The sequence below is a fragment of the Amycolatopsis thailandensis genome, from assembly GCF_042723255.1.
Taxonomy (GTDB): domain Bacteria; phylum Actinomycetota; class Actinomycetes; order Mycobacteriales; family Pseudonocardiaceae; genus Amycolatopsis; species Amycolatopsis thailandensis.
Genome location: NZ_JBHXJK010000071.1, coordinates 1 through 22,326, shown reverse-complemented (window position 1 = coordinate 22,326; position 22,326 = coordinate 1). Strand labels below are relative to the sequence as shown.

20 protein-coding genes are annotated in these 22,326 nt (G+C 69.3%); 12 read left to right on the top strand and 8 right to left on the bottom strand.

All coding sequences use genetic code 11. The features are described 5' to 3' along the window. Window positions 1-42 precede the first annotated feature (42 nt). The 3 genes from ACFWMR_RS26015 (at window position 43) to hemW (ending at window position 2,177) form a co-directional block, all read left to right on the top strand. Window positions 43-456, top strand: coding sequence for a VOC family protein (locus ACFWMR_RS26015; RefSeq protein WP_378275068.1), 414 nt, complete (start codon window positions 43-45; stop codon window positions 454-456). Between the two features lie 85 nt (window positions 457-541). Continuing rightward, complete coding sequence (locus tag ACFWMR_RS26010; protein ID WP_378380243.1) at window positions 542-898, top strand: hypothetical protein; 357 nt, start codon at window positions 542-544, stop codon at window positions 896-898. Between the two features lie 64 nt (window positions 899-962). After that, a complete protein-coding gene (gene hemW / locus ACFWMR_RS26005; RefSeq protein WP_378380241.1) occupies window positions 963-2,177 on the top strand; it encodes a radical SAM family heme chaperone HemW in 1,215 nt (404 codons plus the stop codon). Between the two features lie 22 nt (window positions 2,178-2,199). Here hemW and ACFWMR_RS26000 read toward each other — a convergent pair whose 3' ends face one another. After that, window positions 2,200-2,871 carry a TetR/AcrR family transcriptional regulator gene (locus tag ACFWMR_RS26000; protein ID WP_378380240.1) on the bottom strand — a complete coding sequence of 224 codons (672 nt, stop codon included), beginning with the start codon at window positions 2,869-2,871 and terminating at the stop codon, window positions 2,200-2,202. Window positions 2,872-2,984: 113 nt separating this feature from the next. On the opposite strand from ACFWMR_RS26000, the gene ACFWMR_RS25995 reads away from it, so the two are divergent. The 4 genes from ACFWMR_RS25995 to ACFWMR_RS25980 are packed head-to-tail and all read left to right on the top strand — an operon-like array spanning window position 2,985 to window position 6,779. Next, complete coding sequence (locus ACFWMR_RS25995) at window positions 2,985-3,428, top strand: SgcJ/EcaC family oxidoreductase (RefSeq protein ID WP_378380239.1); 444 nt, start codon at window positions 2,985-2,987, stop codon at window positions 3,426-3,428. Between the two features lie 29 nt (window positions 3,429-3,457). Further along, window positions 3,458-4,258, top strand: a complete 801-nt coding sequence (locus ACFWMR_RS25990; RefSeq protein WP_378380238.1) for a siderophore-interacting protein — start codon at window positions 3,458-3,460, stop codon at window positions 4,256-4,258. 10 nt (window positions 4,259-4,268) lie between these two features. Next, window positions 4,269-5,504 carry a serine hydrolase domain-containing protein gene (locus ACFWMR_RS25985; RefSeq protein WP_378380237.1) on the top strand — a complete coding sequence of 412 codons (1,236 nt, stop codon included), beginning with the start codon at window positions 4,269-4,271 and terminating at the stop codon, window positions 5,502-5,504. A 45-nt stretch (window positions 5,505-5,549) separates the two neighbouring features. Then, window positions 5,550-6,779 (top strand): styrene monooxygenase/indole monooxygenase family protein, encoded by a 1,230-nt coding sequence (locus tag ACFWMR_RS25980; RefSeq protein ID WP_378380236.1) that lies wholly within the window; start codon window positions 5,550-5,552, stop codon window positions 6,777-6,779. On the opposite strand, the gene ACFWMR_RS25975 is transcribed toward ACFWMR_RS25980, so the two are convergent. Further along, entirely contained in the window at window positions 6,755-8,224 is a 1,470-nt protein-coding gene (locus tag ACFWMR_RS25975; RefSeq protein ID WP_378380235.1) for an alpha/beta hydrolase, read from the bottom strand. The genes ACFWMR_RS25980 and ACFWMR_RS25975 overlap by 25 nt on opposite strands. A 174-nt stretch (window positions 8,225-8,398) precedes the next feature. Between ACFWMR_RS25975 and ACFWMR_RS25970 the strand changes: the two genes are divergently transcribed. Further along, complete coding sequence (locus tag ACFWMR_RS25970) at window positions 8,399-9,886, top strand: FAD-dependent monooxygenase (protein ID WP_378380234.1); 1,488 nt, start codon at window positions 8,399-8,401, stop codon at window positions 9,884-9,886. 78 nt (window positions 9,887-9,964) lie between these two features. On the opposite strand, the gene ACFWMR_RS25965 is transcribed toward ACFWMR_RS25970, so the two are convergent. The 4 genes from ACFWMR_RS25965 to ACFWMR_RS25950 are packed head-to-tail and all read right to left on the bottom strand — an operon-like array spanning window position 9,965 to window position 14,714. Continuing rightward, window positions 9,965-10,954, bottom strand: a complete 990-nt coding sequence (locus tag ACFWMR_RS25965) for a TIGR03842 family LLM class F420-dependent oxidoreductase (RefSeq protein WP_378380233.1) — start codon at window positions 10,952-10,954, stop codon at window positions 9,965-9,967. Window positions 10,955-10,964: 10 nt separating this feature from the next. Further along, window positions 10,965-12,350 (bottom strand): dihydropyrimidinase, encoded by a 1,386-nt coding sequence (gene hydA, locus ACFWMR_RS25960; RefSeq protein WP_378380232.1) that lies wholly within the window; start codon window positions 12,348-12,350, stop codon window positions 10,965-10,967. Continuing rightward, a complete protein-coding gene (locus tag ACFWMR_RS25955; protein ID WP_378380231.1) occupies window positions 12,350-13,192 on the bottom strand; it encodes a nitrilase-related carbon-nitrogen hydrolase in 843 nt (280 codons plus the stop codon). The genes hydA and ACFWMR_RS25955 overlap by 1 nt, the downstream gene beginning before the upstream one ends. Continuing rightward, the gene (locus ACFWMR_RS25950; RefSeq protein WP_378380230.1) at window positions 13,143-14,714 is read right to left on the bottom strand and encodes an NCS1 family nucleobase:cation symporter-1; all 1,572 of its coding nucleotides are present in this window, start codon (window positions 14,712-14,714) and stop codon (window positions 13,143-13,145) included. Before ACFWMR_RS25950 ends, ACFWMR_RS25955 begins: the two co-directional genes overlap by 50 nt. Before the next feature lie 241 nt (window positions 14,715-14,955). Between ACFWMR_RS25950 and ACFWMR_RS25945 the strand changes: the two genes are divergently transcribed. From ACFWMR_RS25945 to ACFWMR_RS25935, 3 genes are all read left to right on the top strand, one after another. Beyond that, window positions 14,956-15,639: a response regulator gene (locus ACFWMR_RS25945; RefSeq protein WP_167406196.1), complete on the top strand. Its 684-nt coding sequence runs from the start codon at window positions 14,956-14,958 to the stop codon at window positions 15,637-15,639. Further along, window positions 15,636-16,661 (top strand): HAMP domain-containing sensor histidine kinase, encoded by a 1,026-nt coding sequence (locus ACFWMR_RS25940; RefSeq protein WP_093935364.1) that lies wholly within the window; start codon window positions 15,636-15,638, stop codon window positions 16,659-16,661. Before ACFWMR_RS25945 ends, ACFWMR_RS25940 begins: the two co-directional genes overlap by 4 nt. A gap of 69 nt (window positions 16,662-16,730) precedes the next feature. Next, window positions 16,731-18,284 carry a DUF4153 domain-containing protein gene (locus tag ACFWMR_RS25935; protein ID WP_378380229.1) on the top strand — a complete coding sequence of 518 codons (1,554 nt, stop codon included), beginning with the start codon at window positions 16,731-16,733 and terminating at the stop codon, window positions 18,282-18,284. Between the two features lie 169 nt (window positions 18,285-18,453). Here ACFWMR_RS25935 and ACFWMR_RS25930 read toward each other — a convergent pair whose 3' ends face one another. Beyond that, entirely contained in the window at window positions 18,454-18,819 is a 366-nt protein-coding gene (locus ACFWMR_RS25930) for an SSI family serine proteinase inhibitor (RefSeq protein ID WP_378380228.1), read from the bottom strand. A 59-nt stretch (window positions 18,820-18,878) separates the two neighbouring features. After that, on the bottom strand, window positions 18,879-20,501 hold the full coding sequence (locus tag ACFWMR_RS25925) for a PucR family transcriptional regulator (RefSeq protein WP_378380227.1): 1,623 nt from the start codon (window positions 20,499-20,501) through the stop codon (window positions 18,879-18,881). Window positions 20,502-20,643: 142 nt separating this feature from the next. Here ACFWMR_RS25925 and ACFWMR_RS25920 point away from each other — a divergent pair, with 142 nt between their 5' ends. Beyond that, on the top strand, window positions 20,644-22,140 hold the full coding sequence (locus ACFWMR_RS25920; protein WP_378380226.1) for a CoA-acylating methylmalonate-semialdehyde dehydrogenase: 1,497 nt from the start codon (window positions 20,644-20,646) through the stop codon (window positions 22,138-22,140). Window positions 22,141-22,326 lie beyond the last annotated feature (186 nt).

Below are 22,326 nucleotides of genomic sequence, written 5' to 3'. Positions count from 1 at the left end.
AGTACTACACGTCAAGTGGTTCGAACTGGGAGGAAACACCAGATGCAACTCAACGGTTTCGGTGCCTGCGTGGTCGTCGACGACATCGCCGAGACCACCGCCTGGTGGAAACGGCACCTGCAGCTGACGGTGACGATCGAGCTGGACTGGTTCTCCAGCCTCAACGTCGGCGCGGAGGGCTATGAGATGAGCTTCGTGAAGCGCGGTCACAAGGCCACGCCGGAGCCCTGGCGGGCGCAGGAGCCCGCCGGGTCGATGGTCGGGCTGATGGTCGCCGACGCGGTGGGCGAGTACGAGCGCCTGCGCGGAGAGGGGGTCAAGTTCGTGACGGAACTCGTGGACGAGGACTTCGGGCAGCGGCACTTCTACATCGAGGACCCGAACGGCTTCCTGATCGACATCATCGAGCCGATCCCGCCGTCCGCGGAGTGGTTGGCCGCTAACGGGTTGGCCTAGTACCGCTTCGGGTGAGTGAGCCCGCGCCCGGCCCTCGTCGCCGCTAGCTTCGGTCTCCGATCCACAGAGGACGGAGGAGTTGCGCATGCGCCGATGGGTGGTCGCCGCGATGGTGCTGGCGTCCCTGCTGATCCCGGGTACGGCTTCCGGGGCTCAGCAGGGATGCAGACTGGTTTCGCCCGAAGAGGGGGCGGTGCTGCCCAAGGGTGGCTCGCACCGGTTCGAGGCGGTCGGCTGCTCGCCGAACGTGCGGGGGCATCTGTCCCAGATGGTGCTGGTCGAGGTGGCCATGAGCCGTGACGCCGCCACGGACGACAACGGCGACTGGTCGCTCGACTACGTGGTCAACGACTACTCGATGAGCCTGGAGACCCTCGTCTGGGTGCGGTTCGAGGACGGCACCCGTTCGACCTCGGTCAAGGTGTACATCGCCGACAGATAGCGCGTTCCGTGAAGGCCTCTTTCCCCGGGGAAGGAGGCCTTCACGGCGTGGGGGACACTGGGGTGTGCCCGCTCTGCTGCCCGTAACCACCACGCCCGTCGAGTCGGCGCTCCCCGAGAGCGCGCTGGAAGGACTCGGCACCCGGCCGTTCGGCGTCTACGTGCACGTCCCCTTCTGCGCGACCCGCTGCGGCTACTGCGACTTCAACACCTACACCGCCGGAGAGCTCGACAGCGCTTCGTCGCCCCAGTCCTGGCTCGAAGGCCTCAAGCGCGAGTTCGACCTCGCCGCGCGCGTGCTGGGGAAGCCGCCCGCGGTCGACACCGTCTTCGTCGGCGGAGGAACGCCGTCCCTGCTCGGCGCGGACGGGCTCCGAAGCGTCCTCGACGCCGTCCGGGACACCTTCGGACTCGCGCCGGACGCCGAGGTGACGACCGAGTCCAATCCGGAGTCCACCTCGCCGGAGTTCTTCGCGGGCATCCGCGACGCCGGGTACAACCGGATCTCGCTCGGCATGCAGTCGGCCGCCCAGCACGTGTTGCGGATCCTGGACCGCGTGCACACCGCGGGCCGTCCGGTCGCGGCCGCCGAGGAGGCGCGCGCCGCCGGATTCGAGCACGTCAACCTCGACGTCATCTACGGCACGCCGGGGGAGCGGATCGAAGACCTCCAGGCCTCGCTGGACACGGTGCTCGCCGCCGGTGTCGACCACGTCTCGGCGTACGCGCTGATCGTCGAGGAGGGCACCGCGCTCGCTCGCCGCATCCGCCGCGGCGAACTGCCCGCGCCGGACGACGACGTGCTGGCCGCCGACTACGAGATGATCGACCGCGTCCTCGCCTCGGCCGGTCTGCGCTGGTACGAGGTGTCCAACTGGGCGACCTCGGAAGAGGCCCGCTGCCGGCACAACATCGGCTACTGGCGTGGCGGTGACTGGTGGGGCGCCGGACCCGGCGCGCACAGCCACGTCGGCGGCGTCCGCTGGTGGAACGTCAAGCATCCGGCCCGGTACGCCGCCTCGCTCGCCGCCGGTGAGTCGCCTGCCGCGGGCCGCGAACTGCTGACCGGGGAGGACCGGCATCTGGAACGCGTGATGCTCGAACTCCGACTGTCCGAAGGACTTCCGCTCGACGCCCTCGACGACGACGGCCGCGCCGAAGCCCGCGCCGCCGCCGCCGAAGGATTGCTGGATCAGTCCGCTTTGGACGGTCAGGGGCGAGCGGTGCTGACCGACCGCGGGCGGTTGCTGGCGGACGGCCTGGTGCGACGGCTCACCTGAGCCCCAGGGGCGCAAGCGTCCTTCAGCTCCTGGACACCAGCCCGGCGAGGAACAGGTCGATGGCGAACTCGAAGCGCTCCTGCGCGGTCTCCTCGGTGAAGTACTCGCCCGCGCTCAGCAGGTTCGGGAACGCGCCGGGCGGGAACGATGTCATGTACTCGACCATCCGCTTGCCGCGTTCCTCCTGCTCGGCCAGGTCGATGTCGCCGTGCTGCCAGCCGGCCCCTTCGTAGGCGAAAGCCTTGGCGTAGAGCCATAACGCGTCGGCGGCGAACAACGCCCGCTTGAGGTCGAGCCCGCCCGCGCGCAGCACCGCGAGCATGGCTTCGGCCTGCTGGAGGGCGTTCGCGCCGACCGGTACGGGGATGGCCCACGCGATCTTGGCGATGCCCGGGACCGACGTCAGCGCGCGCACGTTGTCCCGCAGCAGGCCCTTCGCCTGCTCCACCCATCGCTCCGGATCGGGTTCGGGGAACGGGCCGAAGGCGAGGACGTGGTCGACCATCAGCTCGTGGAGCTCTTCCTTGTTCGCGACATGGGCGTAGAGCGACGCGGGACCGGTTTCCAGCGCCTGGGCCACACGCCGCATGCTCACCGCCTCCAGCCCTTCCGCGGCGAGGAGGTCCAGTGCCGTCTTCACCACGAGCTCCTGGGACAGCACGGGTTTCTCGGCGCGACGCCGGGGCCTGCTCACTTCGTTCGCCTCCTGGTCCGGGGTTCCGCCGGGAACTCTACTTGACGCGAACGCCGTTCGTCTGTAGAACGGTGTTCGTAAAACGAACGCCGTTCGTCTAACTGGAGGACATCATGACCGAACGACAGAACGAAGTCCTGGCGGTGCTGGGCCGGCTCACCGACGCGTGGAACGACGGCGACGCGGCCGCGTACGCGCGGCTGTTCACCGAGGACGCCGACTACGTGACCTTCTTCGGGATGAACATGCCGGGCCGCGCGCTCATCGAAAGCTCGCATCGGGCCCTGTTCGAGGGGCTGATGAAGGGATCGAAGCTGGTGCCGGGCGGTGAAGAGCCCACGGTGCGGTTCATCCGGCCGGACGTCGCGATCGTCGTGTCCGGCGGCGGGTCGTCGCTGTCGGGTGCCGACAAGCCCGAGCCGGGCCGGGAATCGACGCTGACCTACGTGCTCGTGGAGGAACCCGAAGGCTGGCGCGTCGCGTCCTTCCAGAACACCCGGGTGAGTGATCCGGCCGCGGGCGCCCGCCCGGGCGGCGAGGGGCGTACGCTCGGTTAGGTTCACCTAACCCAGGAAAGGAATCGTGGATGGCCGAGGCGCGGAGAGCGGTATCGGCGACCCGGTTGCGGGTGCTGCGCACCGAGCGGATCACCCCGCACATGGTCCGGATCGTCGCCGGGGGCGAAGAGATCTCTTCGTTCCGGCCCAACGAATTCACCGACGCCTACGTCAAGGTGCACTTCCGGGTGCCCGGCGTCGATTATCCCGAACCGTTCGACCTGGCGCGGGTCCGCGAAGAACTGCCGCGTGAGCAGTGGCCGCGGATGCGCTCCTACACCGTCCGGGCCTTCGACCGCGATCTCGGCGAGCTGGTGCTCGACTTCGTCCACCACGGTGACGAGGGCGTCGCCGGACCGTGGGCCGCCGCCGCGAAACCCGGCGACGAGCTGCTGATCTCCGGACCCGGGGGAGCGTACGCGCCGGGCGAGGAGGCCGACTGGCATCTGCTCGCCGGGGACGAGAGCGCCCTTCCGGCCATCGCCGCTTCCCTCGAAGCGATGCCGGCGGGCGTTCCCGTGCACGCCGTCATCCTCGTGGAGGACGAGGCCGAAGAGCAGACGCTGACCACCAAGGGCGACGCGCGGATCACCTGGCTGCACCGGAGCCGTGGCGACGACCTCGCGGCCGCCGTTCGCGCGATCGAGTGGCGTGACGGCGTCGTGCAGGCATTCGTCCACGGCGAGGCCGGGTTCGTGCGGGATCTGCGCCGTCACCTGCTGGACGACCGGGGGATGCGGCGCGACCTGCTGTCGATCTCCGGATACTGGCGGATCGGGAAGACCGACGAGGCGTGGCGACTGGAGAAACAGGCCGAGCGGAACGCGTAGCCTCGGTCACATGATCGAGCTGAAGGTGGACGTCGACCCGGCCGAGGTGGGTTTCGACGCGGAGCGGCTGCGACGGATCGACGAGCACTTCGACGGGTACCTGGAGCGGAATCTGCTTCCCGGGTACCTGGCCGTGGTGACCAGGAACGGGAAGGTCGCGCATCTCGCGTCGAACGGGATGCGCGACATCGAAGCCGGGCTGCCGGTCGAGACCGACACGATCTGGCGGGTCTTCTCGATGACGAAGCCGGTCACCTCGGTCGCCGCGATGATGCTCGTCGAAGCGGGACTCATCGACCTCAAGGACCCGATTTCCCGCTGGTTGCCCGAATTCGCGGAGCCGCGGGTCTTCACGGTCGGATCGTCGGTCAAGATGATGACCGAGCCCGCGACCGAGCCGATCCGCCTCTGGCATCTGCTCACCCACACCGCGGGGCTGACCTACGGGTTCCACCGCACGCATCCGGTCGACTCGTCCTACCGCGAAGCCGGATTCGACTGGGGGACCCCGCCGGGGCTCGACCTGGCAGGGTTCTCCGAGGCGATCGCGCGGCAGCCGTTGCTGTTCCAGCCCGGTTCGGAGTGGAACTATTCGGTCGCGACGGACATCCTCGGCAGGCTTGTCGAGGTCGTCTCCGGGCAACCGCTCGACGCCTTCTTCCGCGAACGGATCTTCACCCCGCTCGGCATGACCGAGACCGGGTTCCAGACCGATCCGGACGCTTTGGGCAGGCTGGCCGCGCTCTACGTGCCCCACCCGGCGACCAAGGCGCCGTTCCGGCACGACGAGATGGGCACCGTCGGCCGGGTCGCGCCGTCGTGCTTCTCGGGCGGCGGTGGTCTGGTCGCGACGGCGGGCGACTACCACCGTTTCACACAGATGCTGCTGCGCGGCGGCGAACTCGACGGCGTCCGGCTGCTCGGCCCGCGCACGGTGCGGCTCATGGCCACCAACCACCTGCCGGGCGGCGTGGATCTGGAGACCTACGGAAGCGGCGTGTTCTCCGAGGCGCCGTACGACGGTTTCGGCTTCGGGCTGGGCTTTTCCGTGCTCGACGACCCGGTGAAGGCGAAAACCCTCGCCAGCGCCGGGGAATTCGCCTGGGGCGGCGCGGCGAGCACCGCGTTCTGGGTCGATCCGGACGAGGACGTCACGGTGCTGTTCTTCACCCAGCTGCTGCCGTCCACGACCTATCCGATCCGCGTCGAACTGCGCAATCTCGTGTACCAGGCCCTGGTCGACTGACGGGAATCCGGCCACACTGGGACTCAGCCGAGGGGAGGGGTCCTCATGCGCCGGATCGTGGTGGTCGGGGCCGGGCAAGCCGGCCTGGTCCTGGCCCTGGGCCTGCGGAGACACGGGTACGCCGTCACCGTGGTCACCGACCGCGACGCCCGAACGATCCGCGCGAGCGGGCTCATCTCGAACCAGTGCCTCTTCCACTCCGCCTTGACCCGGGAACGCGCGCTGGGGATCAACTTCTGGGACGGGACGGCCCCGGAGATGCTCGGCGCGTCGTTCGGGCTCGCCGGGGGCTCCGCGGAACCGGCGATCGCCTGGCAGGCCCGGTTCGACCATCCCGCGCAGTCGGTCGACCAGCGGGTCAAGGTGTCCGACTGGCTGACCGTGTTCGCCGAACGCGGCGGCGAGGTGAGGTTCGGCAAGGTGACGTCCGACGGGCTGGAGGAGTACGCCCGCGAGTTCGACCTCGTCCTGGTCGCGGCCGGGCGTGGTCCGCAATTCGACAGTCTGTTCCCGCGTGACGACGCGCGTTCCCCGTACCGTGAGCCGCGGCGGACCATCGGGATCATGTACCTCGTCCCGGGAACCGACGAGCCGTTCCCGGTGTATCCGGGCCTGACCTTCGGGCTCTCCCGGGCCGGGGAGCTGTTCGGGTTGCCGGTCCAGTCCGTTCGCGGGCCTGTCTTCGGTCTCGGGTTCTTCGGTGTTCCCGGCGGGCCCATGGACGTCTGGGACGACGTCACCGATACCGACGAACATTTCGAACTCGCGATGAGGTTGCTGCGCGAGCGGTTCCCGTGGGTCGAGGAGTCACTCGCCGGCGCCCGTCCGAGCGGTCCGCTGGACGCCCTGCGCGGCCGGGTCCTGCCGATCGTGCGCGACCCGGTCGGGACACTGCCGTCGGGGGCGAAGGTGCTGGCGATGGGCGACACCGCGGTGACGAACGACCCGATCGCCGGGCAGGGCGCGAACATGGCGGCGCACGCGGCCGCGGTCTACGAACGGCGCATCCTCGACCACGGCGACCGTCCGTTCGACGAAGCGTTCCTGCGCGGCACTTTCGACGAATACTGGGAAAAGGCACAGCACGCGACCCGGCTGAGCAACGATCTGCTCGCCCCGCCATCGGATCACGTGCTGGCCACTTTGGAGGCCGCGCAGACGGCGCCCGAGGTGGCGCGCCGGTTCGCGAACATCTTCTCCGACCCCGCCGACTACGCCGGCTGGCTCACCGACGAGGAGACCGCCCGCGCCTACCTGGCGTCGAACGGCGCGTGATCCGGAGCGCAGACGGTGCCGCGCGCGGGAAGACGGCCGTAGGCCAGATACGCGTCGAGTGCCGCGTCGACACATTCGCTGCGGTTCGCGGCGCCGTGACCCCAGGCGTCCAGCGTCAGGAGCCGGGCGTTGCCGAGGATGCGTTCGGTCCTTTTCGCTCCGGCGTACGGCGTTTCCGGGTCGCCCTTCCCGTTGGCCAGCAACAGGATCGGCGCGGTCGGCCGGTTCCACGGCCCCGTGTGGCGGGCAGGGTCGGCGACGGGCCAGAAGGCGCACGGCATCGAGAGATACGTGTCGTAGGAACCGAATCCACGGCTTTCCTTGTCGGCGTCGCGGGCGGCGCGAGGCCAGGCCGCCGGGTCACGCGGGTTCGTGGTGTCCGCGCAGATCGTCCCGCCGCCGCCCAGCGCGGAGTCGAAAGGTGTCACGATCGCCTTCGTGGCCGAGGGTTTCGTCGCTGACTGAAGGAACTCCGCCAGCGCGGGGGAGTTGGCCTCGTCGGTCAGGGCGTTGTGGGTGCGCCGGATGACGTCCTGATAGGTGATCGGTCCCGGCGCGGCTTCGAGCCGATCGAGGAGCGCGTCGTACTTGGCCCGCAAGTCCGTTCCGGGCTCGCGGAACGCGCACCGGGTGTCGGCCGCGCAGGTGTCGAGAAACGCCTGCAACGCGCGGTCCGCGTCCCGGAAGCCGCCGAGCCTGGCGCTGAAGGGGATGTTCGCGTCCTCCGGGCGGTGCCCGGTGGACCAGGCGATCGGATCGTCGACGGCGTCCAGGGCCAAGGCGCCGACGCGATGCGGGAACAGGTTGGCGTACACCTCGCCGAGATAGGTGCCGTACGAAAGGCCGTAGTAGCGCAGGCGGGGCTCGCCGGCGGCTTCGCGCAGCCTGTCCAGGTCCCGGGCGACGTTCGCGGTCGACAGGTGTCCGAGCAGCGGTCCGGCGTTGCGGCCGCACGAGGCGGCGACCTCGCGGACGTCGGCGGTATGCCGGGTCTCCTGCTCGGTGGTGATCGGGAAGGTGCCCAGAACCCGTTTGAGCGGCTCGGTTTCCGCGTCGTTCGCGAAACAGCGGATCGGCGTGCTGGCGCCGACTCCGCGCGGGTCGAAGCCGACGATGTCGAACTGCCGGTGCAGCGACGGGGTCTGGAACTCGCTGAAGCGGCCCGGATTCCCAGGGCCGCCGGGATTGGTGAAGACGGTGCCGCGTTTGTGCTTCCGATCCGTCGCGGGCAGACGGCCGAGCGCGAGGGTGATCCGAGGGCCGTCCGGGTCCTGATAGGACAGCGGGACGGCGATTTCGGCGCAGTCGTAGCCCGCCGGTGAACCTGCCGGGCAGGGACCCCAGGCGATGCCCTTCGGCGCGGCCGAGGCCACGGGCGCGATCGTGACGGTGGTGAGTGCGGTGAGCGTGAGCAGAACTGCGGTGCGGACTCCGGTGGTGGTCACCGGCCCAGCGTCCCGCCTCGCGGGCGCGCGATCCCTGGGGCGCGTACCCGGAAACATGGTGGGGTGAACCCCTCCATGTTCAACATATAGCGCACCGGGGGGCTTGCGGCAAGACCCCGGTCCTGCCGCAGAATCCTCGGCTGTAGCTGGAGCAGGCCGAACAGGAGTGAAGATTTGACCGACGTCGATGTGATCATCGTGGGGGCCGGGCCGACCGGTCTGATGCTGGCCGCCGAACTGCGGCTGGCCGGTGCGTGCCCGCTGGTCCTGGAACGGCGGCCGGAACAGGGCAAGACACCGAAGGCCCACGGCCTCAGCGGGCAGATCCTGGACCTGCTGCACTATCGCGGCCTGCTGGAGCGGGTGCGGGGACTCGTCACCGACCCCGTCCCGCCCCACCGGTTCCCGTTCGGCGGGGTGCACGTCGACCTCACCCGGTTCGAGGAGCCGCCGCTGAAGGCGCTCTCGGTGCGCCAGCCGCTGTTGGAGCGGCTGCTGGAGGAGCACGCCACCGAACTCGGCGCGGAGGTCCGGCGCGGGCACGAGGTCGTCGGACTGTCCCAGGACGACACTTCCGTGACCGCCCGGGTCCGCGGTCCGGAGGGGGAGTACGAGGTGACCGCGCCGTACCTGGTGGGGTGCGACGGCGGGCGCAGCCCGGTCCGGTCGATGGCCGGGATCGGGTTCCCCGGCACCACCTATCCCGAGGTCAACCGGATCGGGCAGGTCAAGATCCCCGAGGGGCTGACCGTGCACGACGACGGCGACATCGAGACGCCGGAACTGGGCCGGATCAAGGCGGGCTTCACCCGCACCGACACCGGTGTGTTCGCGCTCGGCTCGCTCACGCCGGGGATCGTGTTCATCCAGACCACGGAGGACGATCCCGGCGAGGTCGACGACGACGTGCCGATGACCCTGGCCGAATTCGGGGAGAGCATCCGCCGCGTCCTCGGCAAGGAGGTTCCGCTGGGCGAGCCGGTCCGGCTCTCGCGTTACCAGTTCTCCGCCCGTCAGGCCGAGCGCTACCGCGAGGGCAGGGTCTTGCTGGCGGGCGACGCGGCCCACCTGCTGCCGTCCACCGGCACGGCGATCAACGTCGGCATGTCCGACTCGGTCAACCTCGCCTGGAAGCTGGCCGCCGAGATCCAGGGGCGGGCTCCGGAGGGCTTGCTGGACACCTATCACGCGGAACGGCACGCCGCCGGTGCCCGCGCGCTGCTGCAGTCCCAGGCGCAGGTCGCGTTGCGGCGCGGGCACGACGAGGCCGCGGAGGCGCTCCGCGCGGTCTTCCAGGAACTGCTGGACGACGAGCAGGCCGCGCGACGGCTGTCCGCTCACGTCGCCGGGACCGACCTGCGCTACCCGATGCCCGGTTCCGAACACGCGCTCGCCGGCACGTTCGTCCCGGATCTCGCGCTGGAGACCGATCAGGGCGCGACCAGCGTCGCCGCACTGCTGCGTGCGGCGCGGCCGGTTCTGCTCGATCTCGCGGGGCGGCCGGAACTGCGTGAACTCGCGGCATCGGCGGGCGTCGACGTCTGCACCGCGAAAGCCGAGGACCGGCCGGCCGATGTCCTGCTGATCCGCCCGGACGGGTACGTCGCCTGGGCTGGAGACGGCGACGGCCTTCGCGAAGCGCTGGCCGCCTGGTTCGGCTGAGGGCCCCACGCGTTTCGTCCTCTGGATGCGGTACTTGCTTGTGGGAGGCCGCATTCAGAGGACGAAACGCGGGTGGAGTCAGCGGCCGATGACGTCCGAGCCGTACCGCTTCAGCGTCTCTTCCCGCTGATCGTGCATGAGGTACAGCGAGAACTGGTCCACACCCAGCGAAGCCAGCTCCTCCAGCCGCTCCACATGCGCCGAAGGCGGGCCCATCAGGCAGAACCGGTCGACGATCTCGTCCGGCACGAAGTCGGTCGAGGGGTTCCCCGCCCGCCCGTGATGCGAGTAGTCGTAATCCTGCCGCTCACGGATGTAGTCGGTCAGCTCGCGCGGCACCGGTCCGGAATCGCCGTAGCGCGCCACGAGATCCGCGACGTGGTTGCCGACCATCCCGCCGAACCAGCGCAGCTGTTCCCGCTGATGCGCCAGATCGTCCCCGACGTAGGCCGGGGCCGCGAGGCAGATCGTGATCCCGCCGGGATCCCGCCCCGCCGCACGGGCGGCCTCGCGGACCGAACCGATGGTCCATCGGGCGATCGCGGGATCGGCGCACTGGAGGATGAAGCCGTCCGCGTGTTCGCCGACTGTCTTCAGCGCCTTCGGCCCGTATCCCGCCATCCACATTTCGAGCCGTCCGTTGCGGACCCAGGGGATCTGGACCGGTTTGTCCCGCAACAGGACCTCGCGTCCCTCCGCGAGTTCCTTGACCACGTGCATGCAGTCGCGCACAGTGGCCAAAGTGGACGGTGGCATGCCGACCACCCGGTGCGCCGAGTCGCCGCGGCCGATGCCGCACACCGTCCGGTTGCCGTACATGTCGTTGAGCGTGGCGAAGGTCGACGCCATCACCGACCAGTCCCGCGTCGCCGGGCTGGTCACCATCGGGCCCACGATCATCGACGACGTCGCCGCGAGGATCTGCGAGTAGATGACGAACGGTTCCTGCCACAGCACGCACGAGTCGAACGTCCAGCCGTAGCGGAAGCCCTCGTCCTCGGCGGCCTTCATCAGCCGCACGAGGTCGCGTGCGGGCGGGTCGGTCTGGAGCACAATCCCGAAGTCCACGGCCACCGCCTCAGTTCAGGTACTGGTTCAGATCGCGCGAGAGGAATTTCCCGTGCGTCGTACTCCCCGAGAAGCCGGACGGCGACACGACCACGCGGCCGCGCGAAAGCACCGTCTCGACCTTTCCGGTGATCTCCAACCCTTCGTAGGCCGAGTAGTCCACGTTCATGTGGTGCGTCTCGACCGACAAGGTCTGCTTCGCCGCCGGGTCGTAGATGACGATGTCCGCGTCCGAACCCGCCGCGATGACACCCTTGCGCGGGTACAGCCCGAACATCCGCGCCGGGGTGGTCGAGCAGGTCTCGACCCAGCGGCCGAGGGTGAGCTCGCCCGCCACGACACCCTGGTGCAGCAGGTCCATCCGGTGCTCGACGCCGGGGATCCCGTTGGGGATCGCGCGGAAGTCGCCGCGACCGAGCTCCTTCTGGTCCTTGAAACAGAAGGGACAGTGATCCGTCGACACCACCGAGAGGTCGTTGGTGCGCAGCCCTCGCCACAGATCCGCCTGATGCGACTTCTCGCGCAACGGGGGAGAAGCGACGTACTTGGAGCCTTCGAAATCCGGCTTTGCCAAGTCCTCGATGGACAGATAGAGATACTGAGGACACGTTTCCGCGAAGACGTTCTGCCCCTCATTGCGCGCCTCCGCGACCGCCGCCAGCGCCTGCGACGCCGAGAGGTGCACGATGTACAGCGGCGCCCCGGTCACCTTGGCCAGCTGGATCGCGCGCGAGGTCGCCTCGCCCTCCAGCTCCGGCGGCCGGGTGAGCCCGTGCTGCACCGGGTCGATCTTCCCGGCGGCGAACGCCTGCGCGGCCAGCTGGTCGATCGCGATGCCGTTCTCCGCGTGCATCATGATCGTCGCGCCGATCTCGCGCGCCTTCTGCATGGCCAGCAGGATCTCGCCGTCCGTGGAGTAGAAGACCCCCGGATACGCCATGAACATCTTGAAGCTGCCGACCCCGCCGTCGACACAGGCCTGCATCTCCTTCAACGACGAATCGTTGACGTCGGAGACGATCATGTGGAACCCGTAGTCGATGGCGCAGTTGCCGTCGGCCTTCGCGTGCCACTTGTCCATAGTGGACAGTAGTGAAGTGCCCTTGGCCTGGACTGCGAAGTCGATGATCGTGGTCGTCCCGCCCCACGCCGCCGCCGTCGTCCCGGTGCCGAAGGTGTCGACGGAATGCGTCCCGCCGAACGGCATCTCCATATGGGTGTGCGCGTCGATCCCGCCGGGCAGCACGTACTTCCCGGTGGCGTCGATGGTCTCGTCGGCCGGTCCCAGCGTGCCGGGGGCGCCGACGGCCGCGATCGTCTCGCCGTCGACGAGGACGTCCGCGGCCGACGCGCCCGCCGTCGACAGCACCTGACCGCCGCTGATCAGGGTGGTCATCACGCCTCCGCGAGGGGTCCGTAGCTGTCGGGACGACGGTCTCGGTAGAAGGCCCACAGATCCCGGACTTCGGCGAGTTTCGCCATGTCGAGGTCGCGGACGACGATCTCCTCCTCGGTGTCGGACGCGGCCTCGCCGATCAGCTGACCACGCGGGTCGGCGAAGTACGTTTGACCATAGAAGTCGTTGTCGCCCAGGGGTTCCACGCCGACACGGTTGATCGTGCCGACGAAGTACTCGTTCGCGACAGCGGCCGCGGGCTGTTCCAGCCGCCACAGGTACTCCGACAGGCCGCGGCTGGTCGCCGACGGGTTGAACACGATCTTCGCGCCCGCCAGGCCCAGCGCGCGCCAGCCCTCCGGGAAGTGCCGCTCGTAACAGATGTAGACGCCGATGCGGCCGACGGCGGTGTCGAACACCGGGTAACCCATGTTCCCGGGGCGGAAGTAGAACTTCTCCCAGAAGCCCTTCACCTGCGGGATGTGGTTCTTGCGGTGCTTGCCGAGGTAGGTGCCGTCGGCGTCGATCACGGCGGCGGTGTTGTAGTACACGCCGGGCTGCTCGACCTCGTACATCGGCACGACCAGCACCACACCGTGGCGTTCGGCGACCTCCTGCATGAGCTTCGTCGTCGGCCCGTCGGGGATGCCCTCGGTGTAGGAGTAGTAGTCGGTGTCCTGCACTTGGCAGAAGTAGGGGCCGTAGAACAACTCCTGCAGGCAGATGACTTGAGCCCCCTGCGACGCGGCCTTGCCGATGGCTTCGACCGCGTTCGCGATCATGGACTCCTTGTCACCTGTCCACCGCTGCTGGATCAATCCGGCTCGGACCACGTCGCTCACTTGCATCCTCCTCGATATCGGTGGTGCGGTTGCGTTCAGGCAGGGACAGCAGCAGGTAGACGACGAAAGCGCCCGCCAGGCCGACGACCCAGTTGTAGTCGTAGAGCGGTTTGAGGGCCGGGATCAGCCCGTCGGCGGGGAACGGCCCGCCGTACGCGCCGCCGACCGCGAGCACGGCACCGACCAGTGTCGCGACCAGCGCGCGCCAGTTCCAGCCGCCGTTGAACCAGTAGACGCCGCGTTCGGAGTAAAGGTCCCGCAGTTTCAGTTCGGTGCGGTTGACCACCCAGTAGCCGGCGACGAGCACCCCGGCGATGGCGCCGAGCAGGCCGCCGTAGAAACCGAGCCACGCGAAGATGTAGATGTTCGGGTCGGAGTAGAGCCGCCACGGCTGGATGAGGATGCCGATGATCCCGGTGATCAGCCCGCCGACGGCGAAGGTGATCTTCTTCGGGAACGCGTTGGAGAAGTCGTAGGACGGGCTGACCACGTTGGCCGCGAGGTTCGCCGACACGGTCGCCAGCACCAGCGCGATCAGCGCGACCACCACGACGACCGGGGAGTCGAACCGGTCGGCCAGTTTCGCCGGGTCCCAGATCTGCTCGCCGTAGAGGACGCTGCCGCCCGAGGTGGTCAGGATGGCCACGATCGCGATGAACGTCATCGTGGTCGGCAGGCCGAGGAGCTGGCCGCGGACCTGTTTGCCCTGGCTGCCGCCGAAGCGGGTGAAGTCCGGCATGTTGAGCGAAAGCGTCGACCAGAACGCGATCATCGCCATCAGCGACGGCGCGAACACCTTCCAGAAGTCCGGTCCCCAGCCGAGTTTCCCGGGTTCGGACAGGATCGGGCCGAGCCCGCCCGCCTTGACGAGCACGTAGCCGAGCAGGATCAGGAAGCCGACCGACACCAGCGGCGCCGTCCAGTTCTCGAACCGGCGAACCGCCTCCATCCCGCGCCAGATGATGATCATCTGGAGCAACCAGAACAGTCCGAAGGAGAGCCACAGCGTCCAATGCTGGCCGAGGACGACCGCGGAGTCCTTCCAGCCGGAGCCCGCGAGCCGCCCGACGATGATGTAGATCGCCTCACCGCCGACCCAGGTCTGGATGCCGAACCAGCCGCACGCGATGAACGCCCTCAGCAACGCCGCCAGATTCGCGCCGCGCATGCCGAAGAACGCGCGGGCGAACACCGGGAACGGAATGCCGTACTTCGTCCCGGCGTGGCTGTTGAGCAGCATCGGGATCAGCACGATCAGGTTGCCGATGGTGATCGTGATCAGCGCCTGGACCCAGTTCATCCCGAGCGCGATCAGCGACGCCGCGAGCGCGTAGGACGGGATGTTGTGCGCCATGCCCATCCACAGCGCGAAATAGGTGTACGTGGTCCAAGTCCGCTTTTCGACCGGAACCGGGGCGAGTTCTTCGTTGTAGAAGCGGCTGTCCTTCAAGGACTCGACCTCGCCGAGTTCGACCCGGCCATCAGGATGCACGTGCTGCGTACCGCGTGCCGTCGGCTCCATTGCGGAATCGTGCTCGTCCGCCCCGCGTGGGTGGGACTGGCAGACTGTTCACTGTTGATGGTGTCGGAGCGCAGACTGTCGATTGCTTTCGAAGGATCGCGGTGCATGACGTGCGTCACACACACGGTCGCAGCAATCCGGCAAACCGGCTGAAACATCTCCACAGGATCTCCACAGCTCACCCGGATGGTCTCCACGGCCGGTGCTTACAGTCATCCCCATGGAACTGGGAGGACGCCGGGTGCTGGTCGTCGAGGACGACGTGACCATCGCCGAAAGCATCGCCGCGCGGTTGCGGGCCGAGGGATTTTCGGTGGACCTGGCGCACGACGGCCCGTCCGGGGTCGAGACGGACGCCGAGCGGGAGCCGGACCTGGTGGTGCTCGACGTGATGCTGCCGGGGTTCGACGGGCTGGAGGTCTGTCGCCGCATCCAGGCCCGCCGCCCGGTCCCGGTGCTGATGCTGACCGCCCGTTCGGACGAGACGGACATGCTGATCGGGCTCGGCGTGGGCGCGGACGACTACCTCACCAAGCCGTTCTCCATGCGGGTGCTCTCGGCCAGGGTGCACGCGCTGCTGCGCCGCGTCGAACGGTCCGCCCGCACCGACGTGAGCGAAGCGGGCACGAAGATCGTGCTCGGCGACCTCGAAATCGACGTCGACCAGCGGCGCGTCACGAGGGCGGGCACGCAGGCCCAGCTGACGCCGATCGAGTTCGACCTCCTCGTCCACTTCGCGAAGCGCCCGCGGGCGGTGCAACCGAGGGAACGCCTGCTGAGCGAGGTCTGGGACTGGGATGTCGCGGGCACCGGTTCGGGCACCCGCGCGGTCGACAGCCACATCAAGGCACTGCGCCGCAAACTGGGCGCGGACCTCATCCGCACCGTGCACGGCGTCGGCTACGCCCTGGAGGTGGGCTCGTGAAGCTCCGCCCGCTGTTCGGCCGGATCGTCGACGCGCTGCCGAGGCCGCTCGACCCGGTCCGCTCGATCAAGCTCAAGCTCGCGATCCTGCTGGTGTCCTCGGGTGGTATCGCGTTCGCGTTCTTCAACTGGCAGATCGGCTGGCTGCCGCCGAGGACCACGATCGCGGCCATGGTGCTCGCCGTGGTCACCTCGCAGATCCTGGCGCACGGGATGACCCGGCCACTGCGCGAGATGACCGCCGCCGCCCGCGCGATGGCCAAGGGCGACTACACCCGCCGCGTCCGGGCGACCGCCCGCGACGAGGTCGGGGAGCTGGCGCACGCCTTCAACCAGATGGCCGCCGATCTCGACGCCTCGGATCAGCGCCGCCGTGAGCTGATCGCGAACGTCTCCCACGAACTCCGCACGCCGATCACCGCGCTGAACGGGGTGCTGGAGAACCTGGTCGACGGGGTCGCGAAACCCGACCCGGCGACGTTGAAGACCGCGCTGCAGCAGACCGAACGGCTCGGCAGGCTGGTTTCGGAACTGCTCGACCTCTCGCGGATCGATGCCGGCGCGTTCCCGTTGCAGCTGGAGGAGTTCGACCTCGAACTGCTGCTGGAGGAGGTCGCCGCCGAAGCGGGGGCCACCGGCCGGGGGGTGCGGTTCACCGTCGACGTCCAGCCGCCCGGCGCGACAGCCGTCGCCGACCGCGGCCGGCTCTACCAGGTCGTGGTCAACCTGCTCGACAACGCCGTCCGGCACGGACCTTCCGGGGGAGAGGTCCGCGTGCGGGCCGAGGCCCGCGGTGCCGACGTCGTCATCGAGGTCGAAGACGAAGGACCCGGGATCCCGCCGGGGGAACGGGACAGCGTGTTCGAACGGTTCACCCGGGGCGAGCGGGCGGGTGGCGGGGGCACCGGCCTCGGTCTCGCGATCGCGCGCTGGGTGGTCGACCTCCACGACGGCAGCATCGCCGTCGTCACACCCGAACACCGGACGGGCTGCGTCATCCGCGTCGTCATCCCCGTTCCGTAGCTCCGGCCGTGTTTCCTTCGACGGCCGCTCACATCCCACGAAATGTGCTTTCGCAAACTGGAGGATTCGATGAGCGAAGATCAAGAGGAGAAACAAGCGCACGCGTCGCCGCCGTCCGCGACCGCCACCTTGCCGCCCGCGCCGCAGGTCCCGATCTTGATGCGGCCACGGGTGCCGCCGAAGTCGTCGATCGTGCCGCTGCCCGGTTCGGTGCTGCCCGCGGCGGTCGCGGCCGGGCTGATCGCCGCCGTGGTCATGCCGGACGATCCCGGCGTCGGCTGGTTCGTGGCAGGGCTCGCCTTCGCGGTGGCCGTCTATTTCGCCGACAAACGAGCCCGCCGCGACACCGAACCGCATTTCGGCCTGGGCAGCGCGTTGTGGGCGGTGGCCGCGCTCGGGTTGCTCGCGGTCGGCGTGTTCCGGGCGTCGGTGTGGCTGAACGTGCTGTGCGTGCTGGCCGCCTGCGTCGCGGGGTCGCTCGCGGTGGTCGGGAAACGCACCGTCAACACGATCGTCTACGACGTCTTCGCGGTCCCGATCGAAGCGCTGCTTTCGGTCCCGTGGATCGGACGCGGGCTGGTGAAGATCGGCAAGAAGACGGAAGGCGGCGGCAGGCCGAAGTTCCTGGTGCCCGTCCTGGTGAGCGCCTTGCTGCTGCTCGTGTTCGTCCCGCTGCTGCGTGGCGCGGACGCCGCTTTCGCGAGCGTGGTCGACGCGGTGATCCCCGAACTGAACCCGGGAACCTTCGTGCGCTGGGGTTTCCTCTTCGTGGTGGCCGCGTTCGCCGTCGCCGGGGCCTGCTACCAGCTGGCCGCGCCACCGCTGCCCGCCGACGACGACGCGCCGCGCAAACGGCTGGCGCACCGGCTCGAATGGACGTTGCCGCTGGGTGTCCTGGTGCTGCTTTTCACGAGTTTCGTCGTGGTGCGGCTCGTCGTGTTGTTCGGCGGCAGCGAATACGTCCTGGCCACGAGCGGTCTGACGGCGGCCGAGTACGCGAGGAGCGGGTTCTGGCAGCTGTCCGCGATCACCGTGCTGACCCTGCTGCTGGTCGCCGCCGCGCTGCGGTGGGCGCCGAAGTCCTCGGTGGCCGATCGTGCCTGGCAGCGCGGGCTGCTCGGGGCGCTGAGCGTGCTCAGCCTGGTGCTGGTCGCCTCTGCGTTGAGTCGCATGTGGACATACCAGCAGGCGTACGGGTTCACCGTGCTGCGACTGCTGGTGGAGGTCTGCGAGCTGTGGATCGGCCTGATCTTCTTGCTGGTGCTGGCATCCCTGGCCCCGCTGCGGTCGTCCTGGCTGCCGCGCGCGGCCATCGGTGCCGCCGTCGTGGCGCTGCTGGGGCTGGCCGTCCTCGACCCGGAACGGTTCATCGCCGACCGCAACATCGACCGGCTCGCCCACGGCAAGACACTCGACACCGGTTACCTGTCACGGTTTTCCGCCGACGTCGTGCCGTCGGTGGACCGGCTGCCGGAACCGCTGAGGTCCTGCGTGCTCAAGCCGGTCGTGACAGGAATTCCGGAAGATGATTGGCGCGGATGGAACCTGAGCCGGTCCCTCGCGCGTCAGACCCCCGTTGCCGCGAGAGACGGGATCGGGTGCCGGTACCTGACCCGTCCCTGAGCCGTGACACCACGGCCTTGATCGCCCTCTTGGGGGTGAGGGCGATCAAGGCGGTGGTGAACGACGGCCGCTGGGCCACCGAGGGGGTGGCCCAGCGGAAGCCTTCCGTGGCAACGGTTTCGGGTTGGACCGAAGGCCTGTTTCGCGACGTCCCGCTTTGCCGGTCGGGTCAGAAGGTGAAGACGCCGGCCGACTCGGTGTCGGCGACGCAGCGGTTGGCGTACGAGGTGCGATAGGTGACCGGTTCGCCGCGCCACTTCCCGACCGCGGAGACGTCCACCGGGTTGTACTCCAAGGTGCAGGAACGCGGTTCGGCGCGCAGCCTGTCGAATTTTCCGTCCACTTCGGACAGTTTGGCGCAGGCGCCACCGCGTGCCGGGTGGGAACCCCCGGTGGGCTCGCAGGTGAGCGAGACGGTGCCGACCCGGCCTCGTGCGTCGTGGCTGGTCAGTTGGAACGTGGATTCGGCGGGTTGTGCCGGGGCCATACAGGCCAGCGCGAGCACACAGGCGCCGATCGGTTCGAAGAAAGCCATATCAACACTATCGGCTGACGTGACCCGATCACTGTGTTCCACGCTCGGGTGAGATTTACTCACCCGGACGTGTGGTCGTCCGCTTCTCGGATGTCGTGCGCGAGCAAGGCGACATAAAGGGAGAGCATCGACTCCGGATCTTCCAGCCGCACCCCGAGGACCTGCTCGATCCGGGCCAGCTGCTGGTAGTACGCGGTGCGGGAGGTGTGCGCGGCGGCCGCGGCCGCCGACTTGTTGCCCCCGTGCTCGCAGTAATGCCTCAACGCCTGAACGAGTCTGCTGCCCTGCGCCGCGTCCCTGCTCAGCAAGGGACCGAGCTCCCGCGCGGCGAACGCGGTGATCCGTTCGTCGCCCGCCAGCAGGTGCAGCAGCCCGCGCAACCGGACGTCGTCGAGGCGGTGGAGCACCCGGTCCGCGTTCTCGGCGAGCGCCGCGGCGGCGACCTGGGCGGCTTCGACGAGTGTCCGGCGCGCTTCGGCGGGCCCGTTGCCCGTGGTCCCGACCGCGACCACGGCGGGCGCGCCGGAGCGCGCCTCGTGGACGTCGCCGGCCAGTCGTCGCAGGACCGCCTCGACCCCCGCCTCCGGTGAAAGCGCGATCAGCGCGCGTACCTGCGTGTCGTCGCCGGCGACGAGCGCGGAGACCTTGGCGTGCCGGGCGGCGAGCACGGTCGCCTCGGCGAGTTCCCGCAGCAGCACCGGTGTGGACTGCGTGGTCTTGGCGGTCACCGTGATCCGGGGCCGTACGGCGACCCCGACCAGCAGGCGACCCGTCAGCGGGACACCCAGCGCGGACGCCCGCGCGGTCAGTTCGGCGGGCGGCACCGGATTCGCCAGCAGTTCGGTCAGGATCGCGCGGTGCGCCTGGCGTTCGAGGCTGTCGGTGTCCTTGGCGACCAGGCGGTGCACCGCGAGAGCGGACGCGGCGCGCTCGGCGACCACGACGTGCCGGTGCGGCGGCGGATCCCCGCAGACGAGAACCAGCCGCCCCCAGTCGTGCCCGCGCGCGCCGACCACGGTGATCAGCCAGCCCGCGCCCGGGTGGAAGCCGGTCCGCTCGCCGACCTGCACCGGTCGCGACCGCGACGGCCAGCCGGGCAGCAGTTCGCCGGGGTCGGTGCCCGCCGTGTCGTAGGCGAGGACCTCGTGCGACAGCGTCTCCAGCACGACGGGATGTTCGGTGAGCCTCGCGACCTCGCGCAGGATGTCGCCCGGCTCGGCGCCGGCGATCGTCAGCGCGGTGAAGGTCTCGTGGACCCGTTCCGCCGCGCGGAGTTCGTCGACCTGGGCGTCGACGATCAGCCCGTTCACCGCCTCGGTGACCGCCACGAAGCGTGTCTCGCGCGAAAGGGTGATCAGCGGGACGCCGTGCCGGTCCGCGGCCTCGACCAGCGCGGGCGGCAGCTTCTCGCTCCAATGCCGGACCAGTTCGACGACGACCCCGGCCACGCCGACGCCCGCGAGGTCGGCGACGTACCGGGCGAGCGCCTGGCCGTCGTCGGGCAGCGCGACCCCGGTGGTGAGCACGAGTTCCCCGCCGCGCAGCAGCGGGGCGATGTCCGCGACCTCGGCGACGTGCGCCCAGCGGACCGGCGCGTCCAGTCCCGCCGCCCCCGCCACCACATGGGGTCTGCCCTGTCGCAGCACCGGCAGCGCGAGCACCTCGGCGACGGTCGGGTACATCGGCCTCCCACCTGGTCGGAACGCAGAGAGACAGACTGTACGGCCGGGACCGGGAGTCCGTACACGTTGCCGATGGCGTCGGTGTGGCGCCCGCACCCAGACTCGACCGGGAGCAGGCACCCGGACCAGGAAGGCGGACCCCGTGACCGACCGGATCAACCACTGGATGGACGGCAAACCGTACGAAGGCGTGAGCGAACGATCCGGTGACGTCTTCGACCCGGCCACCGGCCAGGTGCGGGCGAAGGTCGCGTTCGCGGCGAAGGAAGACGTCGACGCCGCCGTCGAGGCCGCGTCCGTGGCGCTCCCGGGCTGGCGCGGGACGTCGCTGGCAGGACGGACGCGGGTGCTGTTCGCCTTCCGCGAGCTGCTTTCGGCGCGACGTCACGAACTGGCGAAGATCGTCACCAGCGAACACGGCAAGGTCGAATCCGACGCGGCGGGCGAGGTCGCGCGCGCCATCGAGAACGTCGAGTACGCCTGCGGTGCCGCGCAGATGCTCAAGGGCGGGTTCAGCGAGAACGCCTCCACCGGCGTCGACGTCTACTCGATCTCGCAACCGCTCGGCGTGGTCGGCGTGATCTCGCCGTTCAACTTCCCGGCGATGGTCCCGCTGTGGTTCGTGCCGAACGCGCTCGCCTGCGGCAACACCGTCGTGCTCAAACCGAGTGAGAAGGACCCGTCCGCGGCCGTGTTCATCGCGGAACTGTTCGCCGAGGCGGGCCTGCCCGACGGCGTCCTCAACGTCCTGCACGGGGACAAGGTCGCCGTCGACGGGCTGCTGGAACACCGCGACGTCAAGGCGATCTCGTTCGTCGGGTCGACACCGATCGCGAAGTACGTCTACGAAACCGGGACCAGGCACGGGAAACGCGTGCAGGCGCTCGGCGGCGCGAAGAACCACATGGTCGTCCTCCCCGACGCCGACCTCGACCTCGCCGCCGACGCGGCCGTCTCCGCCGGCTTCGGCTCGGCGGGGGAGCGGTGCATGGCGGTGTCGGTGGTCGTCGCGGTCGACCCGGTCGGCGACGAACTGGTCGCGAAGATCGCCGAGCGGATCTCGCGGCTGCGCGTCGGCGACGGCAGGCGGCCCGACTCGGAGATGGGCCCGCTCGTCACCGCCGCCCACCACGAACGCGTCGAGTCCTATGTGGAGGCGGGCGTCGAGGCCGGCGCGCGGCTCGTCGTCGACGGCCGCGGCATCGAGGTGGACGGCGAGGACGGCGGTTTCTGGCTCGGCCCGACGCTGTTCGACCACGTCACGCCGGGTATGTCGGTCTACACCGACGAGATCTTCGGGCCGGTGCTGGCTGTCGCGCGGGCCGACGGTTACGACGCGGCGCTGGAGTTGATCAACGCCAACGCCTACGGCAACGGGACCGCGATCTTCACCAACGACGGGCGGGCTGCGCGGCGGTTCCAGAACGAGGTCGAGGTCGGGATGGTCGGCGTGAACGTGCCGATCCCGGTGCCGGTCGGCTACTACTCGTTCGGCGGGTGGAAGGACTCGCTGTTCGGGGACAGCCACGCTTACGGGCCGGAGGGGTTCCACTTCTTCACACGGACGAAGGTCGTCACGTCGCGGTGGCCGGATCCGTCGCAGGGCGGGGTGAACCTCGGGTTCCCGCGCAACAGCTGAGCTTCGGGTCTCGTGAGGGGCAAGGCCGGTTCTGACGGACTCGTCTGTCAGCGGTCGTGACCGGTACGACCTTGATCAACGGAGGATCGGGGACGTTGAGTCTTAGGTATCTACTGGGTTCGGCCACGGTCGGTCGCAGGCATGGTCCGTGAAGGCCTCCTTGAGGGACCCCAAGAACCCACATGT

Coding starts and splice junctions, on each gene's coding strand:
- ACFWMR_RS25995 (WP_378380239.1), top strand. CDS start 2,985: ATGACCGAACGACAGAACGAAGTCCTGGCGGTGCTGGGCCGGCTCACC.
- ACFWMR_RS25980 (WP_378380236.1), top strand. CDS start 5,550: ATGCGCCGGATCGTGGTGGTCGGGGCCGGGCAAGCCGGCCTGGTCCTG.
- ACFWMR_RS26015 (WP_378275068.1), top strand. CDS start 43: ATGCAACTCAACGGTTTCGGTGCCTGCGTGGTCGTCGACGACATCGCC.
- ACFWMR_RS25935 (WP_378380229.1), top strand. CDS start 16,731: ATGAGCGAAGATCAAGAGGAGAAACAAGCGCACGCGTCGCCGCCGTCC.
- ACFWMR_RS25985 (WP_378380237.1), top strand. CDS start 4,269: ATGATCGAGCTGAAGGTGGACGTCGACCCGGCCGAGGTGGGTTTCGAC.
- hydA (WP_378380232.1), bottom strand. CDS start 12,350: ATGACCACCCTGATCAGCGGCGGTCAGGTGCTGTCGACGGCGGGCGCG.
- ACFWMR_RS26010 (WP_378380243.1), top strand. CDS start 542: ATGCGCCGATGGGTGGTCGCCGCGATGGTGCTGGCGTCCCTGCTGATC.
- ACFWMR_RS25990 (WP_378380238.1), top strand. CDS start 3,458: ATGGCCGAGGCGCGGAGAGCGGTATCGGCGACCCGGTTGCGGGTGCTG.
- ACFWMR_RS25925 (WP_378380227.1), bottom strand. CDS start 20,501: ATGTACCCGACCGTCGCCGAGGTGCTCGCGCTGCCGGTGCTGCGACAG.
- ACFWMR_RS25930 (WP_378380228.1), bottom strand. CDS start 18,819: ATGGCTTTCTTCGAACCGATCGGCGCCTGTGTGCTCGCGCTGGCCTGT.
- ACFWMR_RS25950 (WP_378380230.1), bottom strand. CDS start 14,714: ATGGAGCCGACGGCACGCGGTACGCAGCACGTGCATCCTGATGGCCGG.